Here is a 25072-nt window from a genome sequence, read left to right on the forward strand (position 1 = left end):
AGGAGACAAGAACATCATGCAAACCATCCGCTACGAACTCATCCCCGCCCAAGGCACCGACGGCGAAGTTGTCGTCATCACGTTTGACGAAACCAACTCCCCCGTCAACACCATGTGCCGCCAGTGGCAGCAAGAGCTGGGCGAGATCACCGCCCAAGTGCTGGGCGACCGCGAACGCCTGGGCACGGCCCTCAAAGGCATCGTGCTGGCATCGGCCAAGACCAGCTTCTTTGCCGGCGCCGACCTCAAGGCCACCATGCGCCTCACGCCCGCCGATGCGCCCAGCGCGTTCGGCGAAATCGAGCGCATGAAGAAGCACTTTCGCACGCTCGAAACCCTGGGCATCCCCGTGGTGGCCTGCCTGAATGGCGCGGCCCTGGGCGGCGGCTGGGAGGTGGCCCTGGTCGCCCACTACCGCATCGCCGTGGCCGACCCCAAGATCCAGTTCGGCCTGCCCGAGGTCACGCTGGGCCTGATGCCCGGCGCCACCGGCGTGACCAAGATGACGCGCCTGCTGGGCCTGATGGGTGCGCAGCCCTACATCCTGGAAGGCAAGCTCTTCAACCCCGCCGAGGCGCTGGAGCTGCAACTGGTGCACGAGCTGGTCGCTACGCGAGAGCAACTACTGCCCGCAGCCCTGGCCCACATCGCCACGCATCCGCACGCGGTGCAGCCGTGGGACGACAAGAACTACAAAATGCCCGGCGGCACACCCGCCAACCCCAAGATTGCAGGCGCCCTCACCGTCGCACCCGCCATGCTCAAGAAGACCACCCGAGGCCGCTACCCAGCGCCCGAGGCGGCGCTGGCCGCCATGGTCGAAGGCGCCATGGTGGACTACGACACCGCCCTGCGCATCGAAAGCCGCTACCTCGCCCGCCTGATGACCGGCCCCGTCGCGTGCAACATGATCAACACGTTCTTCTTCGACATGAACGCGATCAAGAGCGGCAAGTCACGCCCTGGCTCGGCCCCGCGCTACAAGCCGCAGAAGGTCGGCATCCTGGGCGCGGGCATGATGGGCGCAGGCATCGCCTGGGCCCAGGCCAGCCGGGGCATCACCACCGTGCTCAAGGACGTGAGCGCGGAGAAGGCCGAGGCCGGCAAGGCCTACAGCGCCAAGCTCACCCAAGCCCGCGTGGACAAGGGCCGCATGACGGCCGAGGCCCAGCAAGCGCTGCTGGCCCGCATCACGCCCACCGCCAGCGCGGCCGACCTGGCGGGCTGCGAACTCATCATCGAAGCCGTGTTCGAAAGCCGCGACCTCAAAGCCAAGGTCACGCAAGAGGCCGAGCCGCACTTGGCCCCCGGCGGCTTCTTTGCCAGCAACACCTCCACCCTGCCCATCAGCGGCCTGGCCACGGCCAGCCGCCGGCCCGAGAAGTTTGTCGGCATCCACTTCTTCAGCCCCGTGGACAAGATGAAGCTGGTCGAGATCATCCGAGGCAAGCAGACCGATGACGAGACCGTGGCCCGCGCGTTCGACTACGTGCAGACCCTGGGCAAGGTGCCCATCGTCGTCAACGACTCACGCGGCTTCTACACCAGCCGCACCTTCGGCACCTTCGTGATGGAAGGCGCCGCCATGCTGGGCGAAGGCATCCCCGCCGCCGCGATTGAAAACGCCGCCATGCAAGCGGGCCTGCCCGTGGGCCCGCTGGCTGTGCTGGACGAAACCGCACTGACCCTGAGCGTGCATGTGCTGGACCAGACCCGTGCCGACTTCGCCGCCGAAGGCAAGACCTACACCGCCACGCCCGGCGAGCTGCTGGTGGAGCGCATGGTCAAGGAACTGAAGCGCCCCGGCCGCGCGGGCGGCGGCGGCTTTTACGACTACCCCGCAGGCGCGAAGAAGCACCTGTGGCCGGAGTTGAAGGGCTTGTTCGAGAAACCCGGCGTGGAATGGAGCGTCCAGGAGATCCAGGACCGCCTGCTCTACCGCCAGGCCATCGAGACCGCGCGCTGCCTGGCCGAGGGCGTGCTGACCAGCGTGCATGACGCGAACATCGGGTCGATTTTTGGGATTGGGTTTCCGGCGTGGACTGGGGGGGCGATGCAGTTCATATATGGGACGGGGATCGAGACATTCCTTCAGCGTGCTGATGAGTTAGCGAGAAGGTATGGCGCTGGTTTCGTGACAGAAACGAGGGTGCGCGAGAGCATTGAAGAATTTCAACCTGCGTACTTTGAACAGAATGCACTTTGAATCCGACTACCTAGACACAATCGATCTCAACCTTGTCAAGCATCCGTTTTCTGACGGCCTCAGGGAAGTTTTAGGATTTCTTACATCCGTCTCACAACGCGTTAAAACATTGGAAAGGACACAAAAAGCATGGGTGAAGGACTGACCGAAGACCAAAACCCAAGAGACGCCCCCAACAGCCTTGATGAATTTCTCGCCGATTTGCTACCCGGGATTGACGAGTTCCTCGCAACTCAAGGTACACCACTGTCACAGCGCCCCATGCGAGCCGCGTCTTTCGTCGTAGAGCGTTGCATAGTGAGCGTAGACGGAGAGTCCACCGATGGATTTCTGGTGAAGGGATGGTTTGGAGTGCTGCTGTCGCTCGTAATCGAATGGTACGAGCGCCTCTATGGTGATGCGATAAGCGCGCAACCAAAGAAAACACATACGGCAGCTCTATTGATTCGAAACACGCCTACGGCGCTAGAAATACCGCTATCTTTTTTCTCGCCCTTGGCAGAAGACAATACCCGCTGGTTCACGTTTGCAAGTGACGTCCTTCCTCACGAGGAGCCACTCAGTTGGCTTGTCCGACCCCCAACGCTTTCGCTGTTGACAGAGGCCCAGGCAAAGGAGATTTCTGCTGAGGTTACGGAGACGGTTGCAAACATTCGGCGCTGTTCGATTGGAGTCCTCTCAATTTCAAAGGACCATCCGCTTTCGATGCGCCACGGAAGCCTGGTATTGCAGTATTTGGAACGAGCCGCCCAGAACATTTTGAGCAATGAAAGGCACAATCTCTCCACTGCTGTATGGGATACGAACTTCGCCGCAGAACAAGCCGTGAAGTGCTACCTCCATCAAGCCCAAACTGTCGATGTCCCGAACAAACATGATGTTCGAAAGTTGGCAATGCTGGCAGCAGCTGACCAAACTCCACAAGACGTCACTGTCGCTCTGGAAACAATGCCTTCAGGTGCGGATGCCATTGGCTACCGCTACGGGGAAATCTCAACTCCATCTCTATCGATGGTTATGAGCATTTATCGCGCTGCCTTGGTTATCTGCCGGTACTACCTAAATGCCTATCCGCGCAGCATCCGACTCGATAACGCAAGGTTCCAGCTGAAGTTCCCCCCCATGCCGTCAAATATCACGCGCTCCAAATCAGATTAGCGCAGCGTAGACCGCTGCTGCAGTAGCGCACTTGACATGAGTCGGCGTGCTGCGCTGTCGTACGCTAAACGGGCCGTCGCGCAAAACAAAAGGCCCAATGCGTGATCCTTGCAAACTGATCATCGTATGATCAATTTGCAAGGATCACGACTCGATTGAACGAGCAACCTGCCACGGTTACGCCGTGCACGCACCCGTTAACCCCAACACCCCCCGCGCCTCCTGCGGCGAAGCCACGTCCCGCCCCGCATTGCGCGCGTACTTTGCGAGCTGCTCAATCAACGGCCCATTCGAATCCGCCTTGGTCCCGTCCGGCAGATAGAACGTGTCCTCCAGTCCCGTGCGCAGGTGCCCGCCCAGCTCGGCCACGCGCTGGTGTACGGGCCAGATCTCGCTGCGGCCGATGACGGTGGCTTGCCAGGGGGCGTCTTTGATTTTCAGCTTGAGCAAGATGGGCAGCAGGTCCGGGTCCGCAGGCATGCCGGACTCGACGCCCATCACAAAGTTGTATTCGGGCAGGCGCTCGGTGTACATGCCGGTCTGCACATACATCTCCACGCAGCGCACGATGCCCACGTCAAAGCATTCGAACTCGGGCAGCGTGCCGGTCTCCAGCATCACGTCGATGAAGTCCTTGACCTTGGCGGGCTGGTTGTCGAACAGCATGGGCGACCAGGCCCAGGTGCCGTTGCTGCGCACCTTCAGGTAGTTGAGCGATCCGGCATTGCACGCGGCCATCTCGGGGCGGGTGGCGCGCAGGCAGTCGAGCGGGCCTTGGTAGTGGGGGCCGACCACGCCGGTGGTCTGGTTGATGATCAAACCCGGGCAGGCCTCGCGCATGGCTTGCACGCAGTCGCGCGCCACCTGCGGGTCCCAGCTGGGCAGGTGGCCTTTGCCGGGCTCCTGGTTGCGAAAGTGCACGTGGACCACGGCAGCGCCTGCGTCGTAGGCGCGGCGGGCTTCTTTTGCCAGTTGCTCGGGCGTGACGGGCACGTGGTGCTGGCCGGGGTCGGTCAGCACGCCGGTGATGGCGCAGGTGATGATGGCTTTGTTGCCGTGGTCGGTGCTGTGCATGGGGCCTGTCTCCTTCAATTCCTCAGATGCCTAGCTGACGCGCAGCCAGGTCTTTCATGATTTCTTCCGCACCGCCGCCGATCATCATGACCTTGACCTCGCGGTAGATGCGCTCGCTGACGGTGCCGCGCATGTAGCCCATGCCGCCCAATATCTGCACGGCCTGATCGGCGCAGAACTGCATGGTTTGGGTGGCGTGGTTTTTGAGCAGGCAGACCTGCGCCACCCAATCGGGTCCGGTGCGCCCAGCGTCGGCCTGCGCGGCCACGGATTCGCACCACGCGGCGGTGGACTGGATGCGCATCTGCATGTCCACCAGCTTGTGGCGGATGACCTGGTGCTCCACCAGCGCGGCGCCAAAGGTCTTGCGCTGGCGGGCCCAGGCCAGGGCCTCGTCGTAGCAGGCCTCGGCGAAGCCCAGGGCCGACGCGGCGAGGCCAAAGCGCTCGCCGTTGAAGTTGGCCATGATGATGCGAAAGCCCGCACCCTCTTCGCCCAGCAGGTAGCGGGCGGGCACGCGCACGTTGTCAAAGCGCAGATGGGCCGTGTCGGAGCAGAGCCAGCCCATCTTGTCGAGCTTGCTGCGCGACAGGCCTGCGCTGTGGCCGGGGATGAGCAGCATGGAGATGCCTGCGCTGCCCTTGCTTCCGGCCTCCCCGGTCCTCACCGCCACGGTGATCCAGTCCGCACGCATGCCGGAGGTGATGAACACCTTTTCGCCATTGACGATGTAGTCATCACCCTCGCGCCGTGCGGTGGTCTTGAGCTGGGCCACGTCGGACCCGCCTCCGGGCTCGGTGATCGCCAGCGCGGCGATCTGCTCGCCTGCCAGCACGGGCGGGATGACCTCGGCACGCACCGCGTCGCTGCCATGCGCCAGCACGGGCGGCAGGCCGATGTTGTGCGACAGCAGGCTGGCCAGCACGCCGCCGCTGGCGCCATGGCGGCTGAGCGCGCGCCACAGCGGCAGGCGCAGCTGGTAGCTGGCGGGCGTGCCGCCGTAGGCCTCGGGGTAGCCCAGGCCCAGCAGGCCCAAGTCGGCCGCACGGCAGTACAGGCTGCGGGGGAATTCGCCCGCAGCGTCCCACGCGTCCACATGCGGGGCGATCTCGGTGCGGGCAAAGCGGGTGACGGTGTCGGCGAGGGCGGTGCGGTCTTCGTCGCTCACAGAGGTCGCTGCGGATGGGGTGCTCATGCGGGCGCTCCTTGCGTGGCGGGTGCAAAGCGGGCCAGCACCTGGCCGGGCGAGACCTGCTGGCCGGGCGCTACCAACAGCTCGGCCACGGTGGCGGCTGCGGGGCTGGCCAGGCTGTGTTCGAGCTTCATGGATTCGATGACCACCACGGTGTCGCCCGCTACCAGCGCCTGGCCTGCAGCCACGGGCAGCGCCACCACCTTGCCGTTGAAGGGGGCGCGCAGCTCGGTGGCGCCGCCGGCGGCATCGGCACGTGCGGCAGGCTCCCAGGAGGCGTCTTCCACCCAGCCGTCCACGCCGCCGGCTTGCCAGTGCCAGCGCCGGGGGGCCACCGCCACGCAGTGCACGCCGCGCTGGGGCAGTTGCAAAGTCACGGGCTCTACCCCGGCCTGCTCCACCTGCAGGCGCCCGCCGCCCAGCTCGCGCACGGCGATGGAGTGCACCTCGCCCTGGTGGCGCAGCCGCAGGGGCCTGGCCATGGCACAAGGCAGGTCCGAGATCGGATTTGAAGCAAAAATGGCCGATAGCGCCGAAGGAATATGCGCTGACAGCTCATTATTTGATAGCAATTGCTGCAATTCCTGGGCGTGCTCCGCCAGGAACGGCACCAGCGCCCGGCCGCTGGCAAACACGGGGTGCTGCAAGCAGGCCGCCAGAAACGCGCGGTTGGTGGGGAGGCCCAGCACACGGGTGCTGTGCAGCGCACGCACCAGGGCGTCGATGGCCTCGGCCCGCGTGGGTGCATGCACGATGAGCTTGCCCAGCATGGCGTCGTAGTGGGGGGTGACCTCTGCCCCCTCCTCCAGCGCATGGTCAAAACGCAGCGCGCCCGGTGCGGCCCGCTTGAACGCAGTGGCTGGTGGCGCGCTGAACTGCAGCACACGACCGGTGTGGGGGCGGAGGTGCGCGTCTTCGGCACACAGGCGTACTTCGATGGCGTGGCCTTGCAGGTGCACCTGGTCTTGCACGAGCGGCAGCGGCTCGCCCCGCGCCACGCGGATTTGCCACTCCACCAGGTCCAGCCCCGTGAGCGCTTCGGTCACCGGGTGTTCCACTTGCAGACGGGTGTTCATCTCCATGAGGTGGAAGTCACTGCCGTCGAGCAAGAACTCCACCGTGCCCGCCCCCACATAGCCAGCAGCCTGGGCCAGCGCCACGGCGCAGGCGCCCATGCGTTCGCGCAATGCGGCATCCACCGCTGGGCTGGGTGCCTCTTCAACGATCTTCTGGTGACGGCGCTGCACCGAACAATCGCGCTCGCCCAGGTGGATGCACGCACCGTGGGCGTCAGCGAAGACTTGCACCTCCACATGGCGCGGCTGCAGCAGCGCACGCTCGATGAGCAGGTCGCCACAGCCAAAACCCGCCAGCGCTTCGGACCGGGCACTCGCCAGCGCAGCGGGCAACTGCGCGAGGTCGATGACCAGGCGCATGCCCCGCCCTCCCCCACCCGCCACGGCCTTGACCATGAGGGGCGTGCCGATGCGTGCAGCCTCGGCGGCAAAGCGCTCGTCGCTCTGGTCGTCGCCCGCATAGCCGGGCAGGCAGGGCACGCCGTGTGCCTGGGCCAGCGCCTTGGCACCTGCCTTGCTGCCCAGCGAGCGGATGGCGGCGGGCGGCGGGCCGATCCAGGTCAGGCCCGCATCCAACACAGCCTGAGCAAAGTCGGCGTTCTCGCTGAGGAAGCCATAGCCGGGGTGCACGGCATCGGCCCCGGTGGCGCGGGCGGCGGCGAGCAGCTTGTCGGTGCGCAGGTAGGTGTCGGCGCTGGCGGCGCCGCCCAAGGCCACGGCCTGGGTGGCTTCGCGCACATGCAAGGCGTTGGCGTCGGGGTCGGAGTAGACGGCTACCGTTTCAATGCCCATGCGGTGGGCGGTGTGAATCACCCGGCGGGCGATTTCGCCGCGATTGGCGATGAGGATCTTTTTCATAGGCTGTGCCCTCGCGGCTCCATCGCCCGCCTGCACGCTGCGCGTGCGCGGGCAATTTGCTTCGCCATGCCTTCGGCATGCACAGCCCGATTGGCGATCAGTATCTTTTTCATGGCTTCGCACTCCACGGCGGTGCCTTGCGCGCAGCAAACGCCGCCAGCCCTTGCGGAGCCTCGGACCCGCGCAGCGCTTGCGCAAAAGCCATCGCCGCCTCATCCAGCAGCGCGGACAACGACGTATCAGTCTGGGCCAGCAACAAACGTTTGGTGGCGGCCACGGCCCGCGGCGCTGCGGCGGCATGGCGCGCGATGGCGGCTTGCACAGCAGCCTCCATGTCGCCAGCCACCACCTCATCCACCAGCCCCGCACGTTGAGCAATCGCAGCATCCCAACGCTCGCCCGTCAGCAAACACCGCCGCGCCGCCGCAGGGCCGAGGCGCCTCACGACAAATGGTGCAATCTGCGCGGGCACGATGCCCAGCGTGACCTCGGGCGTGGCGAACTGCGCGTTGGCGTGGGCCAGCACCTGATCGGCGCAGCACACCAGGCCGAAGCCGCCGCCCATCGCGGCGCCCTCCACCGCCACGATGAGCCACTGCGGCAGCGCGCACAGGGCCTGCAGCAGCGCGCCAAAGCGGCGGTTCAGCGGTACTAGCGGGTCAGCCTCGCCCGCAGCCAGGGGCTGGCCGATGGTCTTGGCAAAACCGCCCAGGCTGCCACCCGCGCAGAAGTGCCCACCGGCACCGCGCAACACCACACCGCGCAGCTCGGTATCGGCCGCAGCTCGCTCACACGTGGCCATCAAACCGTCAACCATCGCCTCGGACAGCGCATTGCGGCTGGCCGGGTCGTTGAGCGTCCAGGTTTCCACACAGCCGCTGGCCAGCGGCGCGCGGTCGATCAGCAGCGAATCAGCCATGTCAGTGGACGGGTCGCTTGGCAATGCCCATGAGCTTGGCGAGGATGCCCAGCATCACTTCGTCGGCCCCGCCACCAATCGACGCCAGCCGCCCGTCGCGGTACATGCGGGAGACCTTGTTCTCCAGCGTGAAACCCATGCCGCCCCAGAACTGCAGACAGGTGTCGGGCACCTCGCGGTTCAGGCGGCCGGCCTTGAGCTTGGCCATGCTGGCCAGCTCCAGCACGTCCTGCCCGTTCACGTACAGGTCACAGGCGCGGTAGGTGAGTGCGCGCAGGGCCTCGACCTCGGTCTTGAGCTCGGCCAGCTTGAACTGCACCCACTGCTGGTCGGCCAGCGTGCTGCCAAACAGCTTGCGTTCCTGCGCATAGTCGATGGTCCACTGGATGCAGTGATTCAGCGATTCGAGCGTGCTGGCGGCGCACCACAGGCGCTCTTCCTGGAACTGCTGCATCTGGTAGATGAAGCCCTGGCCTTCGGCACCGATGCGGTAGCTTTGTGGCACCCGCACTTCGTCGAAGTAAATCAACCCGGTGTCGCTGCTGTGCATGCCGATCTTGCGAATCTTCTGCGCCACCTCGATGCCCTTGGTGAGCTTGCCGCCCGGGCCATCGCGCATGGGCACCATCACCAGGCTTTTGTTCTTGTGCACGGGGCCTTCACCCGTGTTCACCAGCATGCACATCCAGTCGGCCTGCAGGCTGTTGGTGATCCACATCTTCTGGCCGGTGATCACGTAGTCGTCGCCGTCCTTGCGCGCCACGCTTTTGATGCCTGACACGTCGCTGCCCGCCGCCGGTTCGCTCACGCCGATGCAGCCCACCATGTCGCCCGTAATCGCAGGGGCGAGAAAGTTGCGTTTGAGTTCTTCGCTGCCGTAGCGCGCCAGCGCAGGCGTGCACATGTCGGTCTGCACGCCAATCGCCATAGGCACGCCGCCACAGTGGATGTGGCCCAGCGTCTCAGCCATGGCCAGGCTGTACGAGTAGTCCAGCCCCTGCCCGCCATACTCTTCGGGCTTGCACAGGCCCAGAAGGCCCAGGTTGCCCATCTTCTTGAAGACCTCGTGCGCGGGGAAGATCTCGGCCGCCTCCCACTCATCCACGTGGGGGTTGATCTCTTCGTCGATAAAACGCTTGAGGGTCTTCTGGATCTCGCGGTGCTCGTGCGTGAACTGCATGGTGCTTGTCTCCGTGATGGTTTTTGTGAGCGAGAGGGCCGGGGTAATGCGCTAGCTACATGCGCGCCACCCCGAATTGCATGGGCCGGAGCGTGCGCGCTGCGCCTTCGGCCACGGTGTCAAGGCAAAACGCCAACACGGCGCGCGTGTCGCGCGGGTCGATCACGCCGTCGTCCAGCAGCAGACCGCTGGTTACGAGCGCATCGGCCTGGGTCTCGAACATGGCGACGATCTTGTCAAACTGGGCTTGCGACTCGGCCGGGTCGGGGGTGATGCCTTTGCGCGCCAGCGCTGCCTCGGTCACGATCTGCATGGTGCGCGCTGCCTGCTCGCCGCCCATTACGGCCGTCTTGGCGCCCGGCCAGCTGAACAGAAAGCGCGGCGCATAGCCCCGCCCGCACATGCCATAGTTGCCCGCGCCAAAACTGGCGCCGCACTGGATGGTGATCTGCGGCACGGTGGCGTTGGTCACCGCCTGGATCATCTTGCTGCCGTGCTTGATCATGCCGCCCTGCTCGCTGTCCTTGCCCACCATGTAGCCCGTGGTGTTCTGCAGATAGATGATGGGGTGGCCCAGCTGGCACATCCACTGGATGAAGTGCGTGGCCTTGTTCGCGCCCGCCACGTCGATGGGGCCGTTGTTGCTGATGAAGCCGACGGCATGGCCCTGGATGCGCCCTTGCGCGCAGAGGGTGGCGGCACCGTAGCGGGCCTTGAACTCCAGCAGATCCGATCCATCCACCAGCCGCGCGATGACCTCGCGCATGTCCACGGGTTGGCGCAGGTCGGCGGACATCAGGGACAGCAGGTCGTCTGCGGGCAAGGTGGGGCTGGGTGCGCTGGGTCGCGGCGCTACGCCCCACCCCAGATGCGCCACCACATCGCGCGCCAGACCAATCGCCTCGCGGTCGTCCTGCGCCAGGTATTCGCCCAGGCCGGAGATGGCGGTGTGCATCTCGGCGCCACCCAGTTCTTCTTCCGTCGCAATCTCACCCGTGGCGGCCTTGAGCAGCGGCGGCCCGGCCAGAAAGGCGCGCGAGCGGCCCTGCACCATGATCACCACATCCGACAAACCAGGCATGTAAGCGCCGCCTGCAGTGCCAGAGCCGTGCTGCACGGTGATGACCGGGATGCCCGCCGCCGACAGCCGCGCGAGGTTGCGGAACAGTGTGCCGCCGTGCACGAAGCCCTCCACCCGGTAGCGCATGAGGTTAGCGCCCGCACTCTCCACCAGATGGATGAACGGCAAGCGGTTTTGCAGCGCGATCTCCTGCACCCGCAGGATCTTCTCCAGGCCCATGGGCTGGATGGCACCGGCCTCGATGCCCGAGTCGCTGGCCACCACCATGCAACGCACACCGCTGACAAAACCAATGCCCGCAACCATCCCGCCACCGGGCACGGACTTCTCGGGGTCTTTCACGTCCTGCAGGTATCCCGCCAGCGTGCACAGCGGCAACCAGGGCGCACCGGCATCCAGCAGCAGCGCCACGCGCTGGCGCGGCAGCAGCTGGCCGCGCTTTTCAAACTGGGGGAGCGACCGGGCCGAGGCGGCGGCGGCACGCTCTTCCAGCGCGCGCAGAGCATGAAGGCGGGCCTGCAGCGCTGCGCGGCGCTGCGTGGCCTCGGCGCTGCCTGGGTTGAATCGGGAGGTGAAGACGGCAGTCATGCGGCCTCGGGCTTGGGGGGATGGGAAGGTGCAAACACCCGCGGCACCTGCGCACGGTGAAAGCCGTCAAACGGCCGCACGGCCGGGTGTGCTGCGGCGGTGGCACGGGGCGGGCGCTGCGGCCAGCCCATGCGCACCTGGGGTCGGGCGCCGTCCACCCGCAGCGTGGTGCCGCTGATGAAGCTGGCTGCGGGGCTGAGCATAAAGGCAATGGACGCCGACACCTCGGCTTCGTTGCCAAAGCGGCCGAGCGGCACCGTGCGCGGCATGGCGCGCAACATGTCGCCCGCCTCGGGCGGGTAATTGTCCATACCGCTGGACGCGATGTAGCCCGGCGCAACCGCATTCACGCGCACGCCGCTGTGGGCCCATTCGAGCGCGGCGGTTTCGGTGAAGCTGACCATGCCAGCGCGCGCCGCGCCGCTGTGCCCCATGCCCGGCATGGAGCCCCACATATCGGCCACGATGTTGACGATGGAGCCGCCCTGCTGCGCCATCCACTGCCGGTAGCACTCACGCGCCATCAGAAAGCCGCCCGTGAGGTTGGTGTGCAACACGGCCTCCCAGCCCTTGGCGCTGATGGATTCGAGCGGTGCCATGAACTGCCCTCCTGCGTTGTTGACCAGCGCATCGATGCGGCCCTGCGTAGCAAGGATCTGCTGCACCAGCGCGACCACGCCTTCTTCAGATCGGATGTCGCACACCTGGCACGACACGCGGCCACCATCGGCGGTGATCTCTTCGGCCACGGCCAGCAGTTTTTCAGGCTTGCGCCCCACCAGCACCACATGCGCGCCCAGGTGCGCCAACTCGTGCGCCGTGCACCGGCCAATGCCGGAGCCGCCACCGGTGACCACCACCACCTGCCCCTGGAACAGGCCCGGAGCAAACACAGACTGGTAGGCGTTACGCGCTGTGGGGGCCATGGTGACTCTGCCTTGATGGGGTGGTTATGAACGGATGAATAAGGCGAGTGCCTCGTCGGTGAGCGCGTCGAGCGACTTGCCCTTTTTGGGAGAGAACCACTGCACCGCCCAGTTGAGCGCCCCGAAGATGAACAGCCGCGCCACACCCGGCTCTGCCTGCAGCGCGCCCTGCTGTGCCAGCGCTTCCAACACGGGCATCCAGGTGGCCTCGTAGCTGTCCTTGATGCGGGCAATGCCCTTGCGCTGCGCAGGTGTGAGTGAGCGCCATTCGTACAGCATCACCGGGATGAAGCTGCTGCGCGGGCCCAGCAGGACTTCGAAGTGGTGGCGAATGAGTGTGTGCAACTGCTCGCGCGGCGCGGCCTTGGCGGACAACGCATCCAGCGCCTGTTGCTGGCTTTGCGTGGCCATGGTCATGCCCTCACTCATCACTGCGTAGAGCAGCGCATTTTTGCTTTCGAAGTGATAGAAGGGCGAGCCGCTGTGCATGCCTGCGGCCGCTGCAATGTCGCGCGTGCTGGTGGCTGCAAAGCCCTGGGTGCGGAACAGCTTAGCCGCGCCGTCCATGAGCTTGCGGCGGCGGTTGCCGTCGTCGAGTTCTTCGGCAGTTTTTCGGGGGCGACCGCGGGGGCGACGTGTGGCGGCTGCTTCCGATGGGGTTTCTGCGGGGACTGGGTTGGCGCTGGCGGGCACTGCGGCCTTGCTACGGGGGCGGGCCGGAAGTTTCTTGGGAGCGGGGGCAATGGCGCTGGGGCGCGGCACGGGTGAATCCATGCAGGCACGATAGCAAAACTGTTTATTTTTAGCAAGCAAGTGCTTTGTATAAATAAATGACTTGCCTGATCGTGACTACCAAAGGGTGCTGTTTGCTGCCAGGTGCTTGCATGTCTTGCTTGGCTCGCTACTCTTTTGGAAGCTGATGGCGTGCCTGAGCGAAGGGCAGAGGCCGGGAGTCGCCCGGCGAGCGAGTAACTTTCTCTCGCTTGCTCGACAAGAAAGTCACCAAAGAAAGGGCGACCCTACTGCGCGCGTCCCTTCGCTTCGCTACGGGCAACCTGCGATGCTCGGACAGGGGGTGCGCCGCAGAACTCACTGCGCGCTACGCGCTCCGTTCAAACAACTGCGGAAAGTCAGTGCACGAAGTGCGTGTGTCCTTTGGCACACGCACGCCCCCCCCTGTCCTGCGCTTCTCGGCACGCGCAGAAGGGGACCCAAAAACGGACACCCACACGGGCCATTGCTTCGCTGCGCTGCGCTCGGCCCCGTCTCGCGGGCGCAAGCGCCACGCGCTGCGCAAACTGGGCCGAGCGCAGCGATGACCCGTGTGGCTGTTCGGCTGTTGGATGTTTGGCTCCCCACCCCTGCTGGCTGCGCCTGCGGCGGGGCGGTTGTGGGGTGGCACGCGCGTCGCAGCGCGCCTGCTTCGCCAACTGACTCGCCGCAGTTGTTTGAACGGAGCGCTGCAGGCGCGCAGTGAGTTCTGCGGCGCACCCCTCAACCGCCCCGCCGCAGGTTTGCCCCTTCGCACCGCGAAGGGGTCGCAGACTGGTGGTCGCCTTTACTTTGGTGACTTTCTTTTGGCGAAGCAAAAGAAAGTTACTCGCTCGCCGGGCGACTCCCGGCTCCCGCACTCCACACAGGCATGCAGTAACCACCGCCAAAACGTCGACAGGCTCAACCCGAACATATCGGGCAAGAACCAACTATAAAAACAATAGCTGCCAGCGCTTTATTTACAAGCACCAGCAGCCAATAAACCTCAAAACCAACAACTCAAACCGCGCTGAAATCCGGTTTGCGTTTTGCCATAAACGCCGAGAACGCCTCCCGCGCCGCGGGCTCGCGCAACATGCGCCCAAAGCTCTCGCCCTCTTCCGCCATCACCTCCAACACCTTCGCCGTCTGCCCACCCTTCATCAACCGCTTGGTTTCGATGAGCGACGACAACGGTTTGGCCGCCAGTTTCTTCGCCTGCGCCTGCGCCACCCCATTGCACTCAGTCGGCGGCACCACACGGTTCACCAGCCCCACCTCCAACGCCGCCTCGGCCATGAAGGGCTCGCCCAGCAGCAGCGCCTCGGCAGCGCGGTGATAGCCCAGCATCTGCGGCACGAGCAGACTCGATGCCGCTTCGGGGCACAGGCCCAGATTGACGAACGGCATGGAGAACGCTGCGTTGTCGCCCGCATAGACCAGATCGCAATGGAACAGCATCGTGGTGCCGATGCCCACGGCCGGGCCGCACACCGACGCGATCACGGGCTTGGGGAAGGTGGCGATGCCGCGCAGAAAACGGAACACGGGCGAGTCCTGCGTGGCAGGCGGCTGCTGCAAGAAGTCGCCAATGTCATTGCCCGCACTGAAGATCGCCACATCGCCCTGGAACACCACCACGCGCACGCTGGCGTCGGCCTTGGCGGCGTCGAGCGCGTCGGCCATGGCAGCGTACATGTCGCGCGTGATCGAGTTCTTCTTGTCCACGCGGTTGAACGTGATGGTGGTCACACCGGCTTCGGTGTGGGCGAGGATGTCTTGGGTCGTCGTGCTCATGGTGCTGTTATTCCTTGTAGTAAACGATCTGGTGGCTGGTGGCCAGCATGGTGCCTGCTTCATTCCAAAGCTGCACGGTCTGGTCGAAGAAACCGTTGCGGAACTCCTGCCCGCGTGCCTGGCCGAGCAGGAAGCCCGTGCCCGTGGCCTGCAGCTGCTCGACCGTGGCGTGGAAGTACACGGTGATGGACACCGTACCCGCAGGCACCTGGCGCGCACGGCGCAGCCACACGCGGGGGAAGAACACATCGGCCAATGCAGACAGCGCGACAAAGTCGAGCGGCCGGGGTGGTGTGTCGCGCATCCACAGCTGCGTCAGGCTGTGGTCGCCACTGCCGTCCCACGTGCGCGGGATGAATCCGGCAATGGGGCGCATCTCATAGCGGTTGAGCCACTCCACAGCACCCAGCGGCGCGATGATGGCCTTTTGTTCTGCGGGGGGCGGCACTTGCGGCATGGGCACATCGCCCACGCTCCAGGTCTCGCGGCGCACAGCGGTGACGGCGGTGGCCGTGGTGGTGACCACCTGCGCACCATCGGCGCCGGCCTGCAGGATCGACAGCGTCCAGTGCTGGGTGGATCGGTTGGTGCGCACGGGCGTGGCCTGCACGGTGAAGGCTCCGGCTGTCAGTGCGCCAGCGTAGTTGACCGTGAGCGACAGAGGATCGCCCAGACGGTCGGGGTGCTGCAAGATAGCCTGCAGCAGCGTGGCGGCGGTGATGCCACCAAACGGGCCCACCATGTTCCAGTAGCCGGGGTGGGTCTGCCCTTCGTACTGACCCGTCGCAGTGGACGAGGCCGTCAGTTGCAGCGCTTCATCCAGCGGGTGCCGGGCCGAGGACGAAGACGAAGAAGTGGATGAAGAGGAAGTCATGCTGCGAGTGTGCCGCGAAACGACTGCTCAGGCCGTCGTACCGGAGACTTCGCCGTGGGGAACGCTACCACCCAGGGCAACCAGCGCAGCCGCTGCGCGCGGCCACAGGCTTTGGCGGAACTGGTCGTGAAAGAAACCAAAGTGCCCGATGCGCCGCACCTGCAGGTCGGCCGGGGTGATGCTCTCCACGCGGCGTTCGGTGTTGGCGTACAGGTTGACGAGGTTGTGCGTGCCGCGCAAGGTCATCAGCTCGTCGTCGGACATGGACAGCGCCAGCACCGGGAACCGCACAGCACCATAGCTCTGCGCCACCGCAGGCCCCTCGGCGCCCACGCTGTATGCAGGGTCGAGGCACCAGCGCCGCCACTGCAGGATCACGCCTGCCGGCAGGTCACCCACCTTCTTGAGCGTGCGCCCCGGAAAGTACCCGCACAGCCGCGTGGCCAATGGCACCAGCACCCACCAGAAATACGGAACGATGCGCTTGAGCTGCGGCGCGTTGTCACGCCAGTAGCCGCTGCCTGCGGCCACGCTAAGCAAACCTGCCACCTGCTCGGGCTTTTTCAGTAACCCCGGCAGCTGCGCACCCAGGCTGTGCCCCAGCAGGTACAGCGGCTGCGACGGCAGCACAGCCTTGGCGGCGGAGATGACGGCCTCGTAGTCCTCCGCCCAGTCGAACAGATCCGCCTTCACATCGCGCATGGCGCCCTGCAGCGAATCGCCATGGCCCCGGTAGTCAAACGTGATGACCCGGAACCCCTGCTGCGCCATCCACAGAGCAAAGGCCTCGTAGTACGACTGCCGCACCCCCATCGCGCCGCCGATCACGACGCTGGCGCGCGGAGCGCCCTCGGGTTCGTAGACACGCAGTGCCAAAGACACCGCCCCGTTGACCTGCAAGGTTTGCTTGTTCATGTCTGTCTCCTTGGTTCGAAACCGATCTGCGCCGGCTTGAATGGAAAACAAAAACAGGCAGTGCATTGCCCCCTGCCTTCACACCCCACCCTCCAGGGCGTAGCGAGCGGGATCAGCTGCTAGGCGGCCGGAGCGCAGGAACCGGAACGTACTTGCGGTACGTGAGGATTCCGAGCACCGCCCAACGACGCAGATGGCCCGCGCAGTAGCCAGCTAACTCACAGCGCTTCGATGATGCCGGCGGCGCCTTGGCCTGTTCCTACGCACATCGTGACCATGCCGTACTTCAGCTTGTGGCGACGCAGCGCATGCACCACCGTCGCCGCACGGATCGCACCGGTCGCCCCCAGCGGATGCCCCAATGCAATCGCGCCGCCCATGGGGTTCACGTTCGCAGGGTTCAGCCCCAGCGTATTGATCACGGCGAGAGACTGCGCTGCAAACGCTTCGTTCAGCTCGTACCAGCCAATGTCGTCGCTCTTGAGACCGGCATAACGCAGCGCCGCAGGAATCGCCTCGATGGGGCCGATGCCCATGATTTCGGGCGGCACGCCACGCGCTGCGTAGCTCACAAAACGCGCCAGGGGCGTCAGGCCAAACTGCTTCACGGCCTTTTCGCTGGCGACGATGAGCGCACCCGCGCCGTCGCTGGTCTGCGAGCTGTTGCCCGCTGTGACGCTGCCGCGCGCGGCAAACACGGGCTTGAGCTTGGCCAGGCCTTCCAGGGACGTGTCGGGGCGTGGGCCTTCGTCCAGGCTCACGGTGCGACGCTTTTCCACCACCTCGCCGGTGGCCAGATTGGGCGAGCGCTCCACGATCTCGAAGGGCGTGATTTCGTCGGTGAACTCACCCGCCTTTTGGGCCTTGATGGCACGCAGGTGCGATTCGAGAGCGAACGCATCCTGCATTTCGCGGCTCACCTTCCACTGCTGGGCGACCTTTTCTGCGGTGAGGCCCATGCCGTAGGCGATGCCCACGTTCTCGTCCTTCGCAAAGATCTCGGCGTTGAACGAGGGCTTGTTGCCGCCCATGGGCACCAGGCTCATGGATTCTGCGCCACCGGCGATCAGCACGTCGGCCTCGCCCACGCGGATGCGGTCGGCGGCCATCTGCAGCGCGGTGATGCCCGATGCGCAGAAGCGGTTGACCGTCACGCCGCCCACGGGGTGGTCGAACGCCAGGCCCACAGCGATGCGGGCCATGTTCATGCCCTGCTCGCCTTCGGGGAACGAGCAGCCGATGATGGCGTCTTCAATCGCCTTGGGGTCCAGCGTGGGCACCTGCAGCATGGCGCTCTTGATGGCGGCGACCAGCAGGTCGTCGGGGCGGGTGTTCTTGAAATAGCCGCGGCCCGAGCGCCCGATGGGCGTGCGCGTGGCGGCGACGATGTAGGCGTCCTGGACTTGTTTTTGAGCCATGGTGATGAAACTCCTTCAATTCTTGGGGGGGCGGCTGGAAGGAACCCAGGCCCACGTAAATACACATTCGACCGGCTCTACACCGGCTTCGTCGGTCACAGTGACTTGCACCTGCACCTCGCCCCTGTCGCTGGCCAACATGGCGGCGCGCTGCTCAGCGGTGAGCGTGGCCACGGCCTTGAGGCCACCCGTGGCGCGCTTCTTGAACGCCATGCTCAGCTCCTTGGCCAGCGGCAGGCAGTCATCGCGCACGTTCATGCCCACCACCATGCCGGTGGCCGTTTCGGCCAGCAGGTTCATGGCCGAGGCGTGCACGCCACCGATGTGGTTTTGCACGCGGTGGTTGTTGGCCAGGTGCACCTCGACACGCTCGGGCGTGAGCGATACGAACTTCACCCCGGCCGTGCCGGTGAAAGGCACGGCCCGGCGCAGGATGATGTTCTGCACGAAGCCGCGCATGAAGGCGGGTGCCTCGTCCAGGCGCATCAGCGAGCGCTGGAGTTTGTTGGGGGCGTGCAATTCGGTCATGCCCAAACTCCAGCACGCAGCCCGCTACCCAGTGCGAATAACACAGGCACAGCACAGGCCAGTGCACCCGTGGAACTGGCTTTGCCAGGCCACCGGGTGCGTCCCCCTCCCGCAGGAGAGGGGGAAGGCGCGAAGCGACTCAGGGGGTGCATCATCAATTCCGGACCGGCTTGCCGGTGGACAGCATGCCCAGGATGCGCTCGTGCGTCTTGGGCTGTGCAATCAGGTGGCAGAACACCTTGCGCTCCAGCGTGAGCAGGTATTCCTCGCTCACCAGGGCACCGGCATCCACGTTACCGCCGCAGACCACCTCGGCGATCATGGTGCTGACCTTGAAGTCATAGGCGCTGATGAAGCCGCCGTCGCGCATGTTCACCAGCTGCGCCTTGATGGTGGCCAGGCCACTGCGGCCCGCCACGGGGAACAGGCGCTTGTGCGGTGCACGCCAGCCACTGGCAGCCATGGACTTGGCTTCGTTGATGGCCACGAACAGCAACTCGTCCTTGTGCGGAACGATGACGTCGGACTCCAGCAGGTAGCCCAGCTTGCGCGATTCGAGCGCGCTGGTGCCCACCTTGGCCATGGCAGCAGCGGTGAAGCCTTCGGTCAGGAAGGGCAGGATGTCCTTGCCGGTAGATGCCGCCATGTTCTCGGCCGCGCGGCGGGCGATGTAGGTCAGGCCGCCAGCGCCGGGCACCAGGCCCACACCCACCTCCACCAGGCCGATGTAGCTTTCTATGTGCGCCACGCGCTTGGCCGAATACACGGCCAGCTCGCAGCCACCGCCCAGCGCCATGCCGTGAATGGCAGCGACGACGGGCACCTGCGCGTAGCGGATGCGCAGCATCAGGTTCTGCAGCTCTTGCTCGATGCTTTCCACCGCATCGGCGCCGCCGACCATGAAGGCGGGCATCGTGGCTTCCAGGTCAGCGCCCACGCTGAAAGGCGCGTCACCGGACCAGATGACCATGCCCTGGTATTCAGACTCGGCCAGCTCCAAGGCTTCCATCAGGCCCTCCATCACTTCGGGGCTGATGGCGTGCATCTTGTTCTTGATGCTGGCGATGATCACTTGGCCATCCAGCGTCCAGGTGCGCAGGGCTTTCGATTCAGCAATGGTCGTACCAGCGGTGCGCCAGTCGGGCAGGTTGGATTCGCCCAACAGAGCCTCGGGGAAGATCTGGCGCTGGTACACGGGCAGCTGGCGACGGGGCACAAACTTGTTCTGCGAAGCGCTCCACGAGCCTTGCGCGGTGTGCACGCCACCGGCTTCGGCAACGGGCCCCTTGAACACCCACTCGGGCAGCGGTGCCTTGCACAGGGCTTTGCCGGCGTCGATGTCTTCCTGAATCATCTTGGCGACTTCGAGCCAGCCTGCTTCTTGCCACAGCTCGAAGGGGCCTTGCTTCATGCCGAAGCCCCAGCGCATGGCCTGGTCCACGTCGCGCGCGTTATCGGCGATGGTGCCCAGGTGCACGGCGGCGTAGTGGAAGCTGTTGCGCAGAATGGCCCACAGGAACTGGCCGGGCGCGCCTTCGGCGTTGCGCAGCAGGCGCAGGCGTTCGGCGGCGGGCTTCTTGAGCATGCGCGCGTACACCTCGTCGGCCTTCTGGCCGGCGGGCACGTACTCTTCGCTCTCCAGCTCGAAGCGCATCACATCACGGCCAACCTTCTTGAAGAAACCTGCCTTGGCCTTCTGGCCCAGGTTGCCCAGTTCCAGCAGCTTTTTCAGCACGGCGGGCGTGCCAAAGCTTTCGTAAAAGGGGTCAGTCTCGATGCTCAGGTTGTCCTGCAGCGTCTTGATCACGTGGGCCATGGTGTCCAGGCCCACCACGTCGGCGGTGCGGAAGGTGCCGCTGGATGCACGACCGAGCTTCTTGCCGGTGAGGTCGTCCACCACGTCGTAGGTCAGGCCGAAGTTCTCGACCTCTTTCATGGTGGCCAGCATGCCGGCGATGCCGACGCGGTTGGCCACGAAGTTGGGCGTGTCGTGCGCGCGCACCACGCCCTTGCCCAGGCCGCTGGTGACGAAGGCTTCGAGCTGGTCGAGCACTTCAGGCTGGGTGGTGGGGGTGTTGATCAGCTCCACCAGCGTCATGTAGCGCGGTGGGTTGAAGAAGTGGATCCCGCAAAAGCGCGGCTTGATGCTCTCGGGCAGCACTTCGGAGAGCTTGGTGATCGACAGGCCCGAGGTGTTGGACGCCAGGATGGCGTGCTTGGCCACGTGGGGCGCGATCTTCGTGTACAGATCGAGCTTCCAGTCCATGCGCTCGGCAATGGCCTCGATCACGAGGTCGCATTCCTTGAGCAGGTGCATGTGCTCTTCGTAGTTGGCCTGCTGGATCAGCGCTGCGTCGTCGGCCACGCCCAGGGGCGAGGGCTTGAGCTTCTTCAGGCCTTCGACGGCCTTGGTGACGATGCCGTTCTTCGGGCCTTCTTTGGCGGGAAGGTCGAACAGCACCACGGGCACCTTCACGTTGACGAGGTGGGCGGCGATCTGCGCGCCCATCACGCCTGCGCCGAGCACGGCGACTTTTTTCACTTGGAATCGGGACATGGGTTGGGTTCCTGGTTGGGGCGTTGCGCAACACCGCAGGGGGCGCGCAAGGCCACGGGAATGGGGTTTACTGGATGCGGATCCAGGTTTGCGTGCGGCCGAACGGGCCGATCGAGCCGCGCACTTCGAGCTTCTTGCCGCCTTCGATGGGGGTCATGCGCAGGGTGTAGTTGCGGCCGTTCTCGGGGTCGAGGATCTTGCCGCCCTCCCACACTTCCTTGTCATCGGCCTTCTTGGCGCCGCGGATGATCTCCAAGCCCACCAAGGGCTTGCCCTTGCGGTCGTCGGAGCACTCCTCGCAGACATCATTGGGCTTGGCGTCCTTGGACAGACGCTTTTCCAGCGCCCCGTTCAGCACGCCGCTGCCGGTGTCACGGATGCGGATCTCGGCCTTGGCTTCGCCGGTCTTGTCGTCGATGTTGCGCCACAGGCCTTCGGGTGTCATCTGCGCCCAGACGGGCAGCGCACCCGCTACCAAAACAATAGCCACTACCGCTTTGAACATGTGCACTCCCGGGCCAGAAGGCTTGAAATCTGCATCCGGCACCGATCAGGCCAGGGCCAGGTCGGTGTCCATCAGCACCTTGCTGCCGGCGCGGGCCGTGCGCATCAGCGTCGCCGTTTCGGGGAACAGCTTGGCGAAGTAGAAACGTGCGGTCTGCAGCTTGGCGCCGTAGAACGGGTCGGTGTTGCCAGCCGCGATCTCGCGCAGGGCCACCTGGGCCATGCGGGCAAACAGGTAGCCGAACACCAGGTGGCCAGCCACGCGCAGGTAGTCCACGGCAGCGGCGCCCACTTCGTCGGGGTTCTGCATGCCCTTGAAACCGATCTCGGTGGTGAACTTGGTCATCTGGTCGCCCAGCATCGCGATGGGGTTGATGAACTCGGCCATCTTCTCGTTCACGCCTTCTTCTTCCACCAGCTTGCCGATCAGCTTGCCCAGCTTTTTCAGCGTGGCGCCGTTGTTGCCCAGGATCTTGCGGCCCAGCAGGTCCAGCGACTGGATGGTGTTGGTGCCTTCATAGATCATGTTGATGCGGTTGTCGCGCACGTACTGCTCCATGCCCCATTCCTTGATGAAGCCGTGGCCGCCGAAGACCTGCATGCAGGCGTTGGTGGAAATGTGGCCGTTGTCGGTGATGAAGGCCTTCACGATGGGGGTGAGCAGCGCCACCATCTCTTCGGATTCGGCACGCACCTTTTCGTCGGGGTGGCTGTGCACTTTGTCCAGCAGCAGCGTGCAGAAGATCTGCAGCGCGCGGCCGCCCTCGGCGTACGCCTTGGCCGTGAGCAGCATCTTGCGCACATCGGGGTGCACGATGATGGGGTCGGCGTCCTTGTCCTTGGCCTTGGTGCCCGACAGGCTGCGCATCTGGATGCGGTCCTTGGCGTAGGCCAGGGCGTTCTGGTAAGCCACTTCGGTCAGGCCCAGCGACTGGTTGCCCACGCCCAGGCGGGCGGCGTTCATCATCACGAACATGGCGGCCAGGCCCTTGTTGGGCTGGCCCACCATGGTGCCGATGGCGCCGTCGATGGCGATCTGCGCGGTGGCGTTGCCGTGGATGCCCATCTTGTGCTCCAGGCCCGTACAGAAGATCGGGTTGCGCTCGCCCAGGCTGCCATCAGCCTTCACGTTGAACTTGGGCACGACGAACAGGCTGATGCCCTTGCTGCCCTTGGGCGCATCGGGCAGGCGGGCCAGCACCAGGTGCACGATGTTGGCGGTCATGTCGTGCTCGCCGGCGCTGATGAAGATCTTGTTGCCGGTGATCTTGTAGGTGCCGTCGGCTTGGGGTTCGGCCTTGGTGCGCAGGAGGCCCAGGTCGGTGCCGCAATGGGGTTCGGTCAGGCACATGGTGCCGGTCCACTCGCCGCTGGTCAGCTTGGGCAGGTAGATCTTCTTTTGTTCTTCGGTGCCGTGGGCGTGCAGGGCTTCATACGCGCCGTGCGACAGGCCGGGGTACATGGTCCAGGCCTGGTTGGCCGAGTTCATCATTTCGTACAGGCACTGATTCAGCACGAAGGGCAGGCCCTGGCCACCGTAAGCGGGGTCGCACGACAGCGCCGCCCATCCGCCTTCGACGTACTTGGCGTAGGCGTCCTTGAAGCCCGACGGGGGCTTCACTTCGTGCGTCGTCTTGTCCAGCACGCAGCCTTCGGTGTCGCCGCTGATGTTCAATGGGAAGGTCACCTCGGCAGCGAATTTGCCGGCTTCTTCGAGCACGGCATTGATCGTGTCCACATCCACCTCGGCATGGGGCGGCATTGCCTTGAATTCATCGCTGACCTTGAGCACTTCGTGCATGACGAATTGCATGTCGCGCAGGGGCGGCGTATAGCTAGGCATGGGTTTACTCCTTGGATGGGGTGGTTTGGTTGGAAACTTTGCGGCGCGCCACGGTGGGTGCCTTGGCGGCCGATGCGGGCGCGCTGTAGCGCGCCAGGATGTTGTGAAAGCCCATGACGGCACGGTCGATGGAGCCCGGGGTCTGCAGGAACCGCGCCTCGTAGTGCAGCGCCAGGATGAGACCGTGGATCTCGAAGAGCATCTGCTCTTCCTTGGTGTCGGCACGCAGCTCGCCCAGCTCCTTGCACTGCTCGATGGCGCGGCGCATGGCGGCGTGCCAGGTCAGCACCGAACTGGCCAGCGCGTCGCGCACGGGCCCGGTGCGGTCGTCGAACTCGACCGCACCGCTGATATAGATGCAGCCCGAGTCGATTTCGATGGAGGTGCGCTTCATCCAGTTGTCGAACAGCGCAGACAGGCGGCCGACGCCGCGCGGGGCCGACATGGCGGGGTAGAACACTTCCTGCTCGAAGCGGGTGTGGTATTCGCGGATGACGGAGATCTGCAGCTCTTCACGGGAGCCAAAGTGGGCGAATACGCCCGACTTGCTCATGCCTGTGACGTCGGCCAGCGCCCCGATGGACAGGCCCTCCAGCCCGATGTGCGTGGCCAGGCCCAGCGCCGCCTCGACGATCGCCGCCTTGGTCTGCTGGCCTTTTTGCAGGGCGCGGCCGGTACCGCTGCGAGCGCGCGGGATGCGGGTGACCTGGCGGGATTCGGGGGTGGATGACATGGGCATGAATAAAAACGAACGTTCGTTCTATTCTGCAGCAAATTCCCCGCAGCCCCCAAGCCCCCGAAAAAAATAGGGAGACCCACCCAAACCACCCGTTGCAGCCGCGCCACCTCTTACGGAATGCGCAGCCTCAACGGCGCGGGCGCTACAACATCAACGCCAGGCTGGCTTCCAGGTGCTCGGTGGGCAGGCGCCGGAACCCCGAGCGGGCATAGCCCTGCAGCCGCCCGACCACAAAGGCCGTCAGCACGCTGGCTGCCACCTGGGCATCGACCGTGGGCGTGCTCGATGCGGCCGTGCTCGCGCGCAGGCACTGGCGCAGGGTGGATTCGATGCGGTCAAAAAACTGGTTCATGCGCTGCTGCAGGCGTTCGTGCTCGAACACCAGCGCGTCGCCCACCATCACCCGCACCATGCCCGGGTTGCGTTCGCCAAACTGCAGCACCAGGGCCACGATGCGCGCGGCCTGGCGGGCGCCTGCATCGGCAGGCTTCGCGGGGTCGGGCACGTCGCGCCCAGTTATCTGCTGCACCAGTGTGAACACCGATTGCTCGATGAAATCGATCAGCCCCTCGAACATCTGCGCCTTGCTGGCGAAGTGGCGGTACAGCGCCGCCTCGCTGACCGACAGGCGCGCGGCCAGCGCGGCGGTGGTAATGCGCTCGGCCCCCGGCTGCTCCAACATGGCAGCCAAGGCCTGAAGGATCTGAATGCGCCGCTCTCCGGGCTTGGGCCGCTTGCGGGCAGCCGCAACATCACCCGCTTCAGCGGTACTGGCAGGCTCGGGCAGGGGCGAGATTTCAGACATGCAGGACAGGGGCTCCGATGGGGCCCTGCTTCCGGTGCACATGCCACCGGGCATGGTCTGGTCACGGCAGGGCATGAATCA

General features: G+C 65.1%; 20 protein-coding genes. 2 read left to right on the forward strand and 18 right to left on the reverse strand.

Annotation, left to right across the window (positions count from 1 at the left end; translation table 11 throughout):
* Positions 1-16: 16 nt before the first annotated feature.
* Both ASD94_RS20310 and ASD94_RS23745 read left to right on the forward strand, forming a co-directional pair.
* Complete coding sequence (locus ASD94_RS20310) at positions 17-2206, forward strand: 3-hydroxyacyl-CoA dehydrogenase NAD-binding domain-containing protein (RefSeq protein ID WP_056646905.1); 2190 nt, start codon at positions 17-19, stop codon at positions 2204-2206.
* 129 nt (positions 2207-2335) lie between these two features.
* Positions 2336-3364 (forward strand): hypothetical protein, encoded by a 1029-nt coding sequence (locus ASD94_RS23745; RefSeq protein ID WP_146186032.1) that lies wholly within the window; start codon positions 2336-2338, stop codon positions 3362-3364.
* A gap of 177 nt (positions 3365-3541) precedes the next feature.
* Here ASD94_RS23745 and ASD94_RS20320 read toward each other — a convergent pair whose 3' ends face one another.
* The 18 genes from ASD94_RS20320 to slmA form a co-directional block, all read right to left on the reverse strand.
* Positions 3542-4438, reverse strand: coding sequence for a 3-keto-5-aminohexanoate cleavage protein (locus tag ASD94_RS20320; RefSeq protein ID WP_056646911.1), 897 nt, complete (start codon positions 4436-4438; stop codon positions 3542-3544).
* Between the two features lie 22 nt (positions 4439-4460).
* Entirely contained in the window at positions 4461-5633 is a 1173-nt protein-coding gene (locus ASD94_RS20325; RefSeq protein ID WP_056646914.1) for an acyl-CoA dehydrogenase family protein, read from the reverse strand.
* A complete protein-coding gene (locus tag ASD94_RS20330) occupies positions 5630-7564 on the reverse strand; it encodes a biotin carboxylase N-terminal domain-containing protein (protein ID WP_056646917.1) in 1935 nt (644 codons plus the stop codon). Before ASD94_RS20330 ends, ASD94_RS20325 begins: the two co-directional genes overlap by 4 nt.
* A 109-nt stretch (positions 7565-7673) precedes the next feature.
* On the reverse strand, positions 7674-8483 hold the full coding sequence (locus tag ASD94_RS20335) for an enoyl-CoA hydratase/isomerase family protein (RefSeq protein WP_056646920.1): 810 nt from the start codon (positions 8481-8483) through the stop codon (positions 7674-7676).
* Between the two features lies 1 nt (position 8484).
* Positions 8485-9663 (reverse strand): acyl-CoA dehydrogenase family protein, encoded by a 1179-nt coding sequence (locus ASD94_RS20340; RefSeq protein WP_056646923.1) that lies wholly within the window; start codon positions 9661-9663, stop codon positions 8485-8487.
* Positions 9664-9718: 55 nt separating this feature from the next.
* A complete protein-coding gene (locus tag ASD94_RS20345; protein WP_056646926.1) occupies positions 9719-11332 on the reverse strand; it encodes an acyl-CoA carboxylase subunit beta in 1614 nt (537 codons plus the stop codon).
* A complete protein-coding gene (locus ASD94_RS20350; RefSeq protein WP_056646928.1) occupies positions 11329-12258 on the reverse strand; it encodes an SDR family oxidoreductase in 930 nt (309 codons plus the stop codon). Before ASD94_RS20350 ends, ASD94_RS20345 begins: the two co-directional genes overlap by 4 nt.
* A gap of 24 nt (positions 12259-12282) precedes the next feature.
* Positions 12283-13032, reverse strand: coding sequence for a TetR/AcrR family transcriptional regulator (locus tag ASD94_RS20355; RefSeq protein ID WP_056646931.1), 750 nt, complete (start codon positions 13030-13032; stop codon positions 12283-12285).
* A 999-nt stretch (positions 13033-14031) separates the two neighbouring features.
* Complete coding sequence (locus tag ASD94_RS20360) at positions 14032-14808, reverse strand: enoyl-CoA hydratase (RefSeq protein WP_056646933.1); 777 nt, start codon at positions 14806-14808, stop codon at positions 14032-14034.
* A 7-nt stretch (positions 14809-14815) separates the two neighbouring features.
* Entirely contained in the window at positions 14816-15682 is an 867-nt protein-coding gene (locus ASD94_RS20365; protein ID WP_082576958.1) for an acyl-CoA thioesterase II, read from the reverse strand.
* 27 nt (positions 15683-15709) lie between these two features.
* Entirely contained in the window at positions 15710-16597 is an 888-nt protein-coding gene (locus tag ASD94_RS20370) for an alpha/beta fold hydrolase (RefSeq protein WP_056646940.1), read from the reverse strand.
* A gap of 218 nt (positions 16598-16815) precedes the next feature.
* On the reverse strand, positions 16816-18015 hold the full coding sequence (locus ASD94_RS20375; RefSeq protein ID WP_055400958.1) for an acetyl-CoA C-acyltransferase: 1200 nt from the start codon (positions 18013-18015) through the stop codon (positions 16816-16818).
* Positions 18016-18030: 15 nt separating this feature from the next.
* Positions 18031-18543 (reverse strand): DUF4442 domain-containing protein, encoded by a 513-nt coding sequence (locus ASD94_RS20380; protein WP_056646943.1) that lies wholly within the window; start codon positions 18541-18543, stop codon positions 18031-18033.
* Positions 18544-18697: 154 nt separating this feature from the next.
* Positions 18698-21100 (reverse strand): 3-hydroxyacyl-CoA dehydrogenase/enoyl-CoA hydratase family protein, encoded by a 2403-nt coding sequence (locus ASD94_RS20385; RefSeq protein ID WP_056646944.1) that lies wholly within the window; start codon positions 21098-21100, stop codon positions 18698-18700.
* 67 nt (positions 21101-21167) lie between these two features.
* A complete protein-coding gene (locus ASD94_RS20390) occupies positions 21168-21605 on the reverse strand; it encodes a DUF2147 domain-containing protein (protein ID WP_056646947.1) in 438 nt (145 codons plus the stop codon).
* Positions 21606-21650: 45 nt separating this feature from the next.
* Positions 21651-23447: an acyl-CoA dehydrogenase C-terminal domain-containing protein gene (locus tag ASD94_RS20395; protein ID WP_056646950.1), complete on the reverse strand. Its 1797-nt coding sequence runs from the start codon at positions 23445-23447 to the stop codon at positions 21651-21653.
* Positions 23448-23451: 4 nt separating this feature from the next.
* On the reverse strand, positions 23452-24180 hold the full coding sequence (locus ASD94_RS20400) for a TetR/AcrR family transcriptional regulator (protein WP_082576969.1): 729 nt from the start codon (positions 24178-24180) through the stop codon (positions 23452-23454).
* Between the two features lie 148 nt (positions 24181-24328).
* Positions 24329-24991: a nucleoid occlusion factor SlmA gene (gene slmA / locus ASD94_RS20405; protein WP_056646956.1), complete on the reverse strand. Its 663-nt coding sequence runs from the start codon at positions 24989-24991 to the stop codon at positions 24329-24331.
* Positions 24992-25072: the final 81 nt, after the last annotated feature.

The organism is Acidovorax sp. Root70 (assembly GCF_001428225.1).
Taxonomy (GTDB): Bacteria; Pseudomonadota; Gammaproteobacteria; order Burkholderiales; family Burkholderiaceae_C; genus Acidovorax.

Coding starts and splice junctions, on each gene's coding strand:
- ASD94_RS20310 (WP_056646905.1), top strand. CDS start 17: ATGCAAACCATCCGCTACGAACTCATCCCCGCCCAAGGCACCGACGGC.
- ASD94_RS23745 (WP_146186032.1), top strand. CDS start 2,336: ATGGGTGAAGGACTGACCGAAGACCAAAACCCAAGAGACGCCCCCAAC.
- ASD94_RS20320 (WP_056646911.1), bottom strand. CDS start 4,438: ATGCACAGCACCGACCACGGCAACAAAGCCATCATCACCTGCGCCATC.
- ASD94_RS20325 (WP_056646914.1), bottom strand. CDS start 5,633: ATGAGCACCCCATCCGCAGCGACCTCTGTGAGCGACGAAGACCGCACC.
- ASD94_RS20330 (WP_056646917.1), bottom strand. CDS start 7,564: ATGAAAAAGATCCTCATCGCCAATCGCGGCGAAATCGCCCGCCGGGTG.
- ASD94_RS20335 (WP_056646920.1), bottom strand. CDS start 8,483: ATGGCTGATTCGCTGCTGATCGACCGCGCGCCGCTGGCCAGCGGCTGT.
- ASD94_RS20340 (WP_056646923.1), bottom strand. CDS start 9,663: ATGCAGTTCACGCACGAGCACCGCGAGATCCAGAAGACCCTCAAGCGT.
- ASD94_RS20345 (WP_056646926.1), bottom strand. CDS start 11,332: ATGACTGCCGTCTTCACCTCCCGATTCAACCCAGGCAGCGCCGAGGCC.
- ASD94_RS20350 (WP_056646928.1), bottom strand. CDS start 12,258: ATGGCCCCCACAGCGCGTAACGCCTACCAGTCTGTGTTTGCTCCGGGC.
- ASD94_RS20355 (WP_056646931.1), bottom strand. CDS start 13,032: ATGGATTCACCCGTGCCGCGCCCCAGCGCCATTGCCCCCGCTCCCAAG.
- ASD94_RS20360 (WP_056646933.1), bottom strand. CDS start 14,808: ATGAGCACGACGACCCAAGACATCCTCGCCCACACCGAAGCCGGTGTG.
- ASD94_RS20365 (WP_082576958.1), bottom strand. CDS start 15,682: ATGACTTCCTCTTCATCCACTTCTTCGTCTTCGTCCTCGGCCCGGCAC.
- ASD94_RS20370 (WP_056646940.1), bottom strand. CDS start 16,597: ATGAACAAGCAAACCTTGCAGGTCAACGGGGCGGTGTCTTTGGCACTG.
- ASD94_RS20375 (WP_055400958.1), bottom strand. CDS start 18,015: ATGGCTCAAAAACAAGTCCAGGACGCCTACATCGTCGCCGCCACGCGC.
- ASD94_RS20380 (WP_056646943.1), bottom strand. CDS start 18,543: ATGACCGAATTGCACGCCCCCAACAAACTCCAGCGCTCGCTGATGCGC.
- ASD94_RS20385 (WP_056646944.1), bottom strand. CDS start 21,100: ATGTCCCGATTCCAAGTGAAAAAAGTCGCCGTGCTCGGCGCAGGCGTG.
- ASD94_RS20390 (WP_056646947.1), bottom strand. CDS start 21,605: ATGTTCAAAGCGGTAGTGGCTATTGTTTTGGTAGCGGGTGCGCTGCCC.
- ASD94_RS20395 (WP_056646950.1), bottom strand. CDS start 23,447: ATGCCTAGCTATACGCCGCCCCTGCGCGACATGCAATTCGTCATGCAC.
- ASD94_RS20400 (WP_082576969.1), bottom strand. CDS start 24,180: ATGTCATCCACCCCCGAATCCCGCCAGGTCACCCGCATCCCGCGCGCT.
- slmA (WP_056646956.1), bottom strand. CDS start 24,991: ATGTCTGAAATCTCGCCCCTGCCCGAGCCTGCCAGTACCGCTGAAGCG.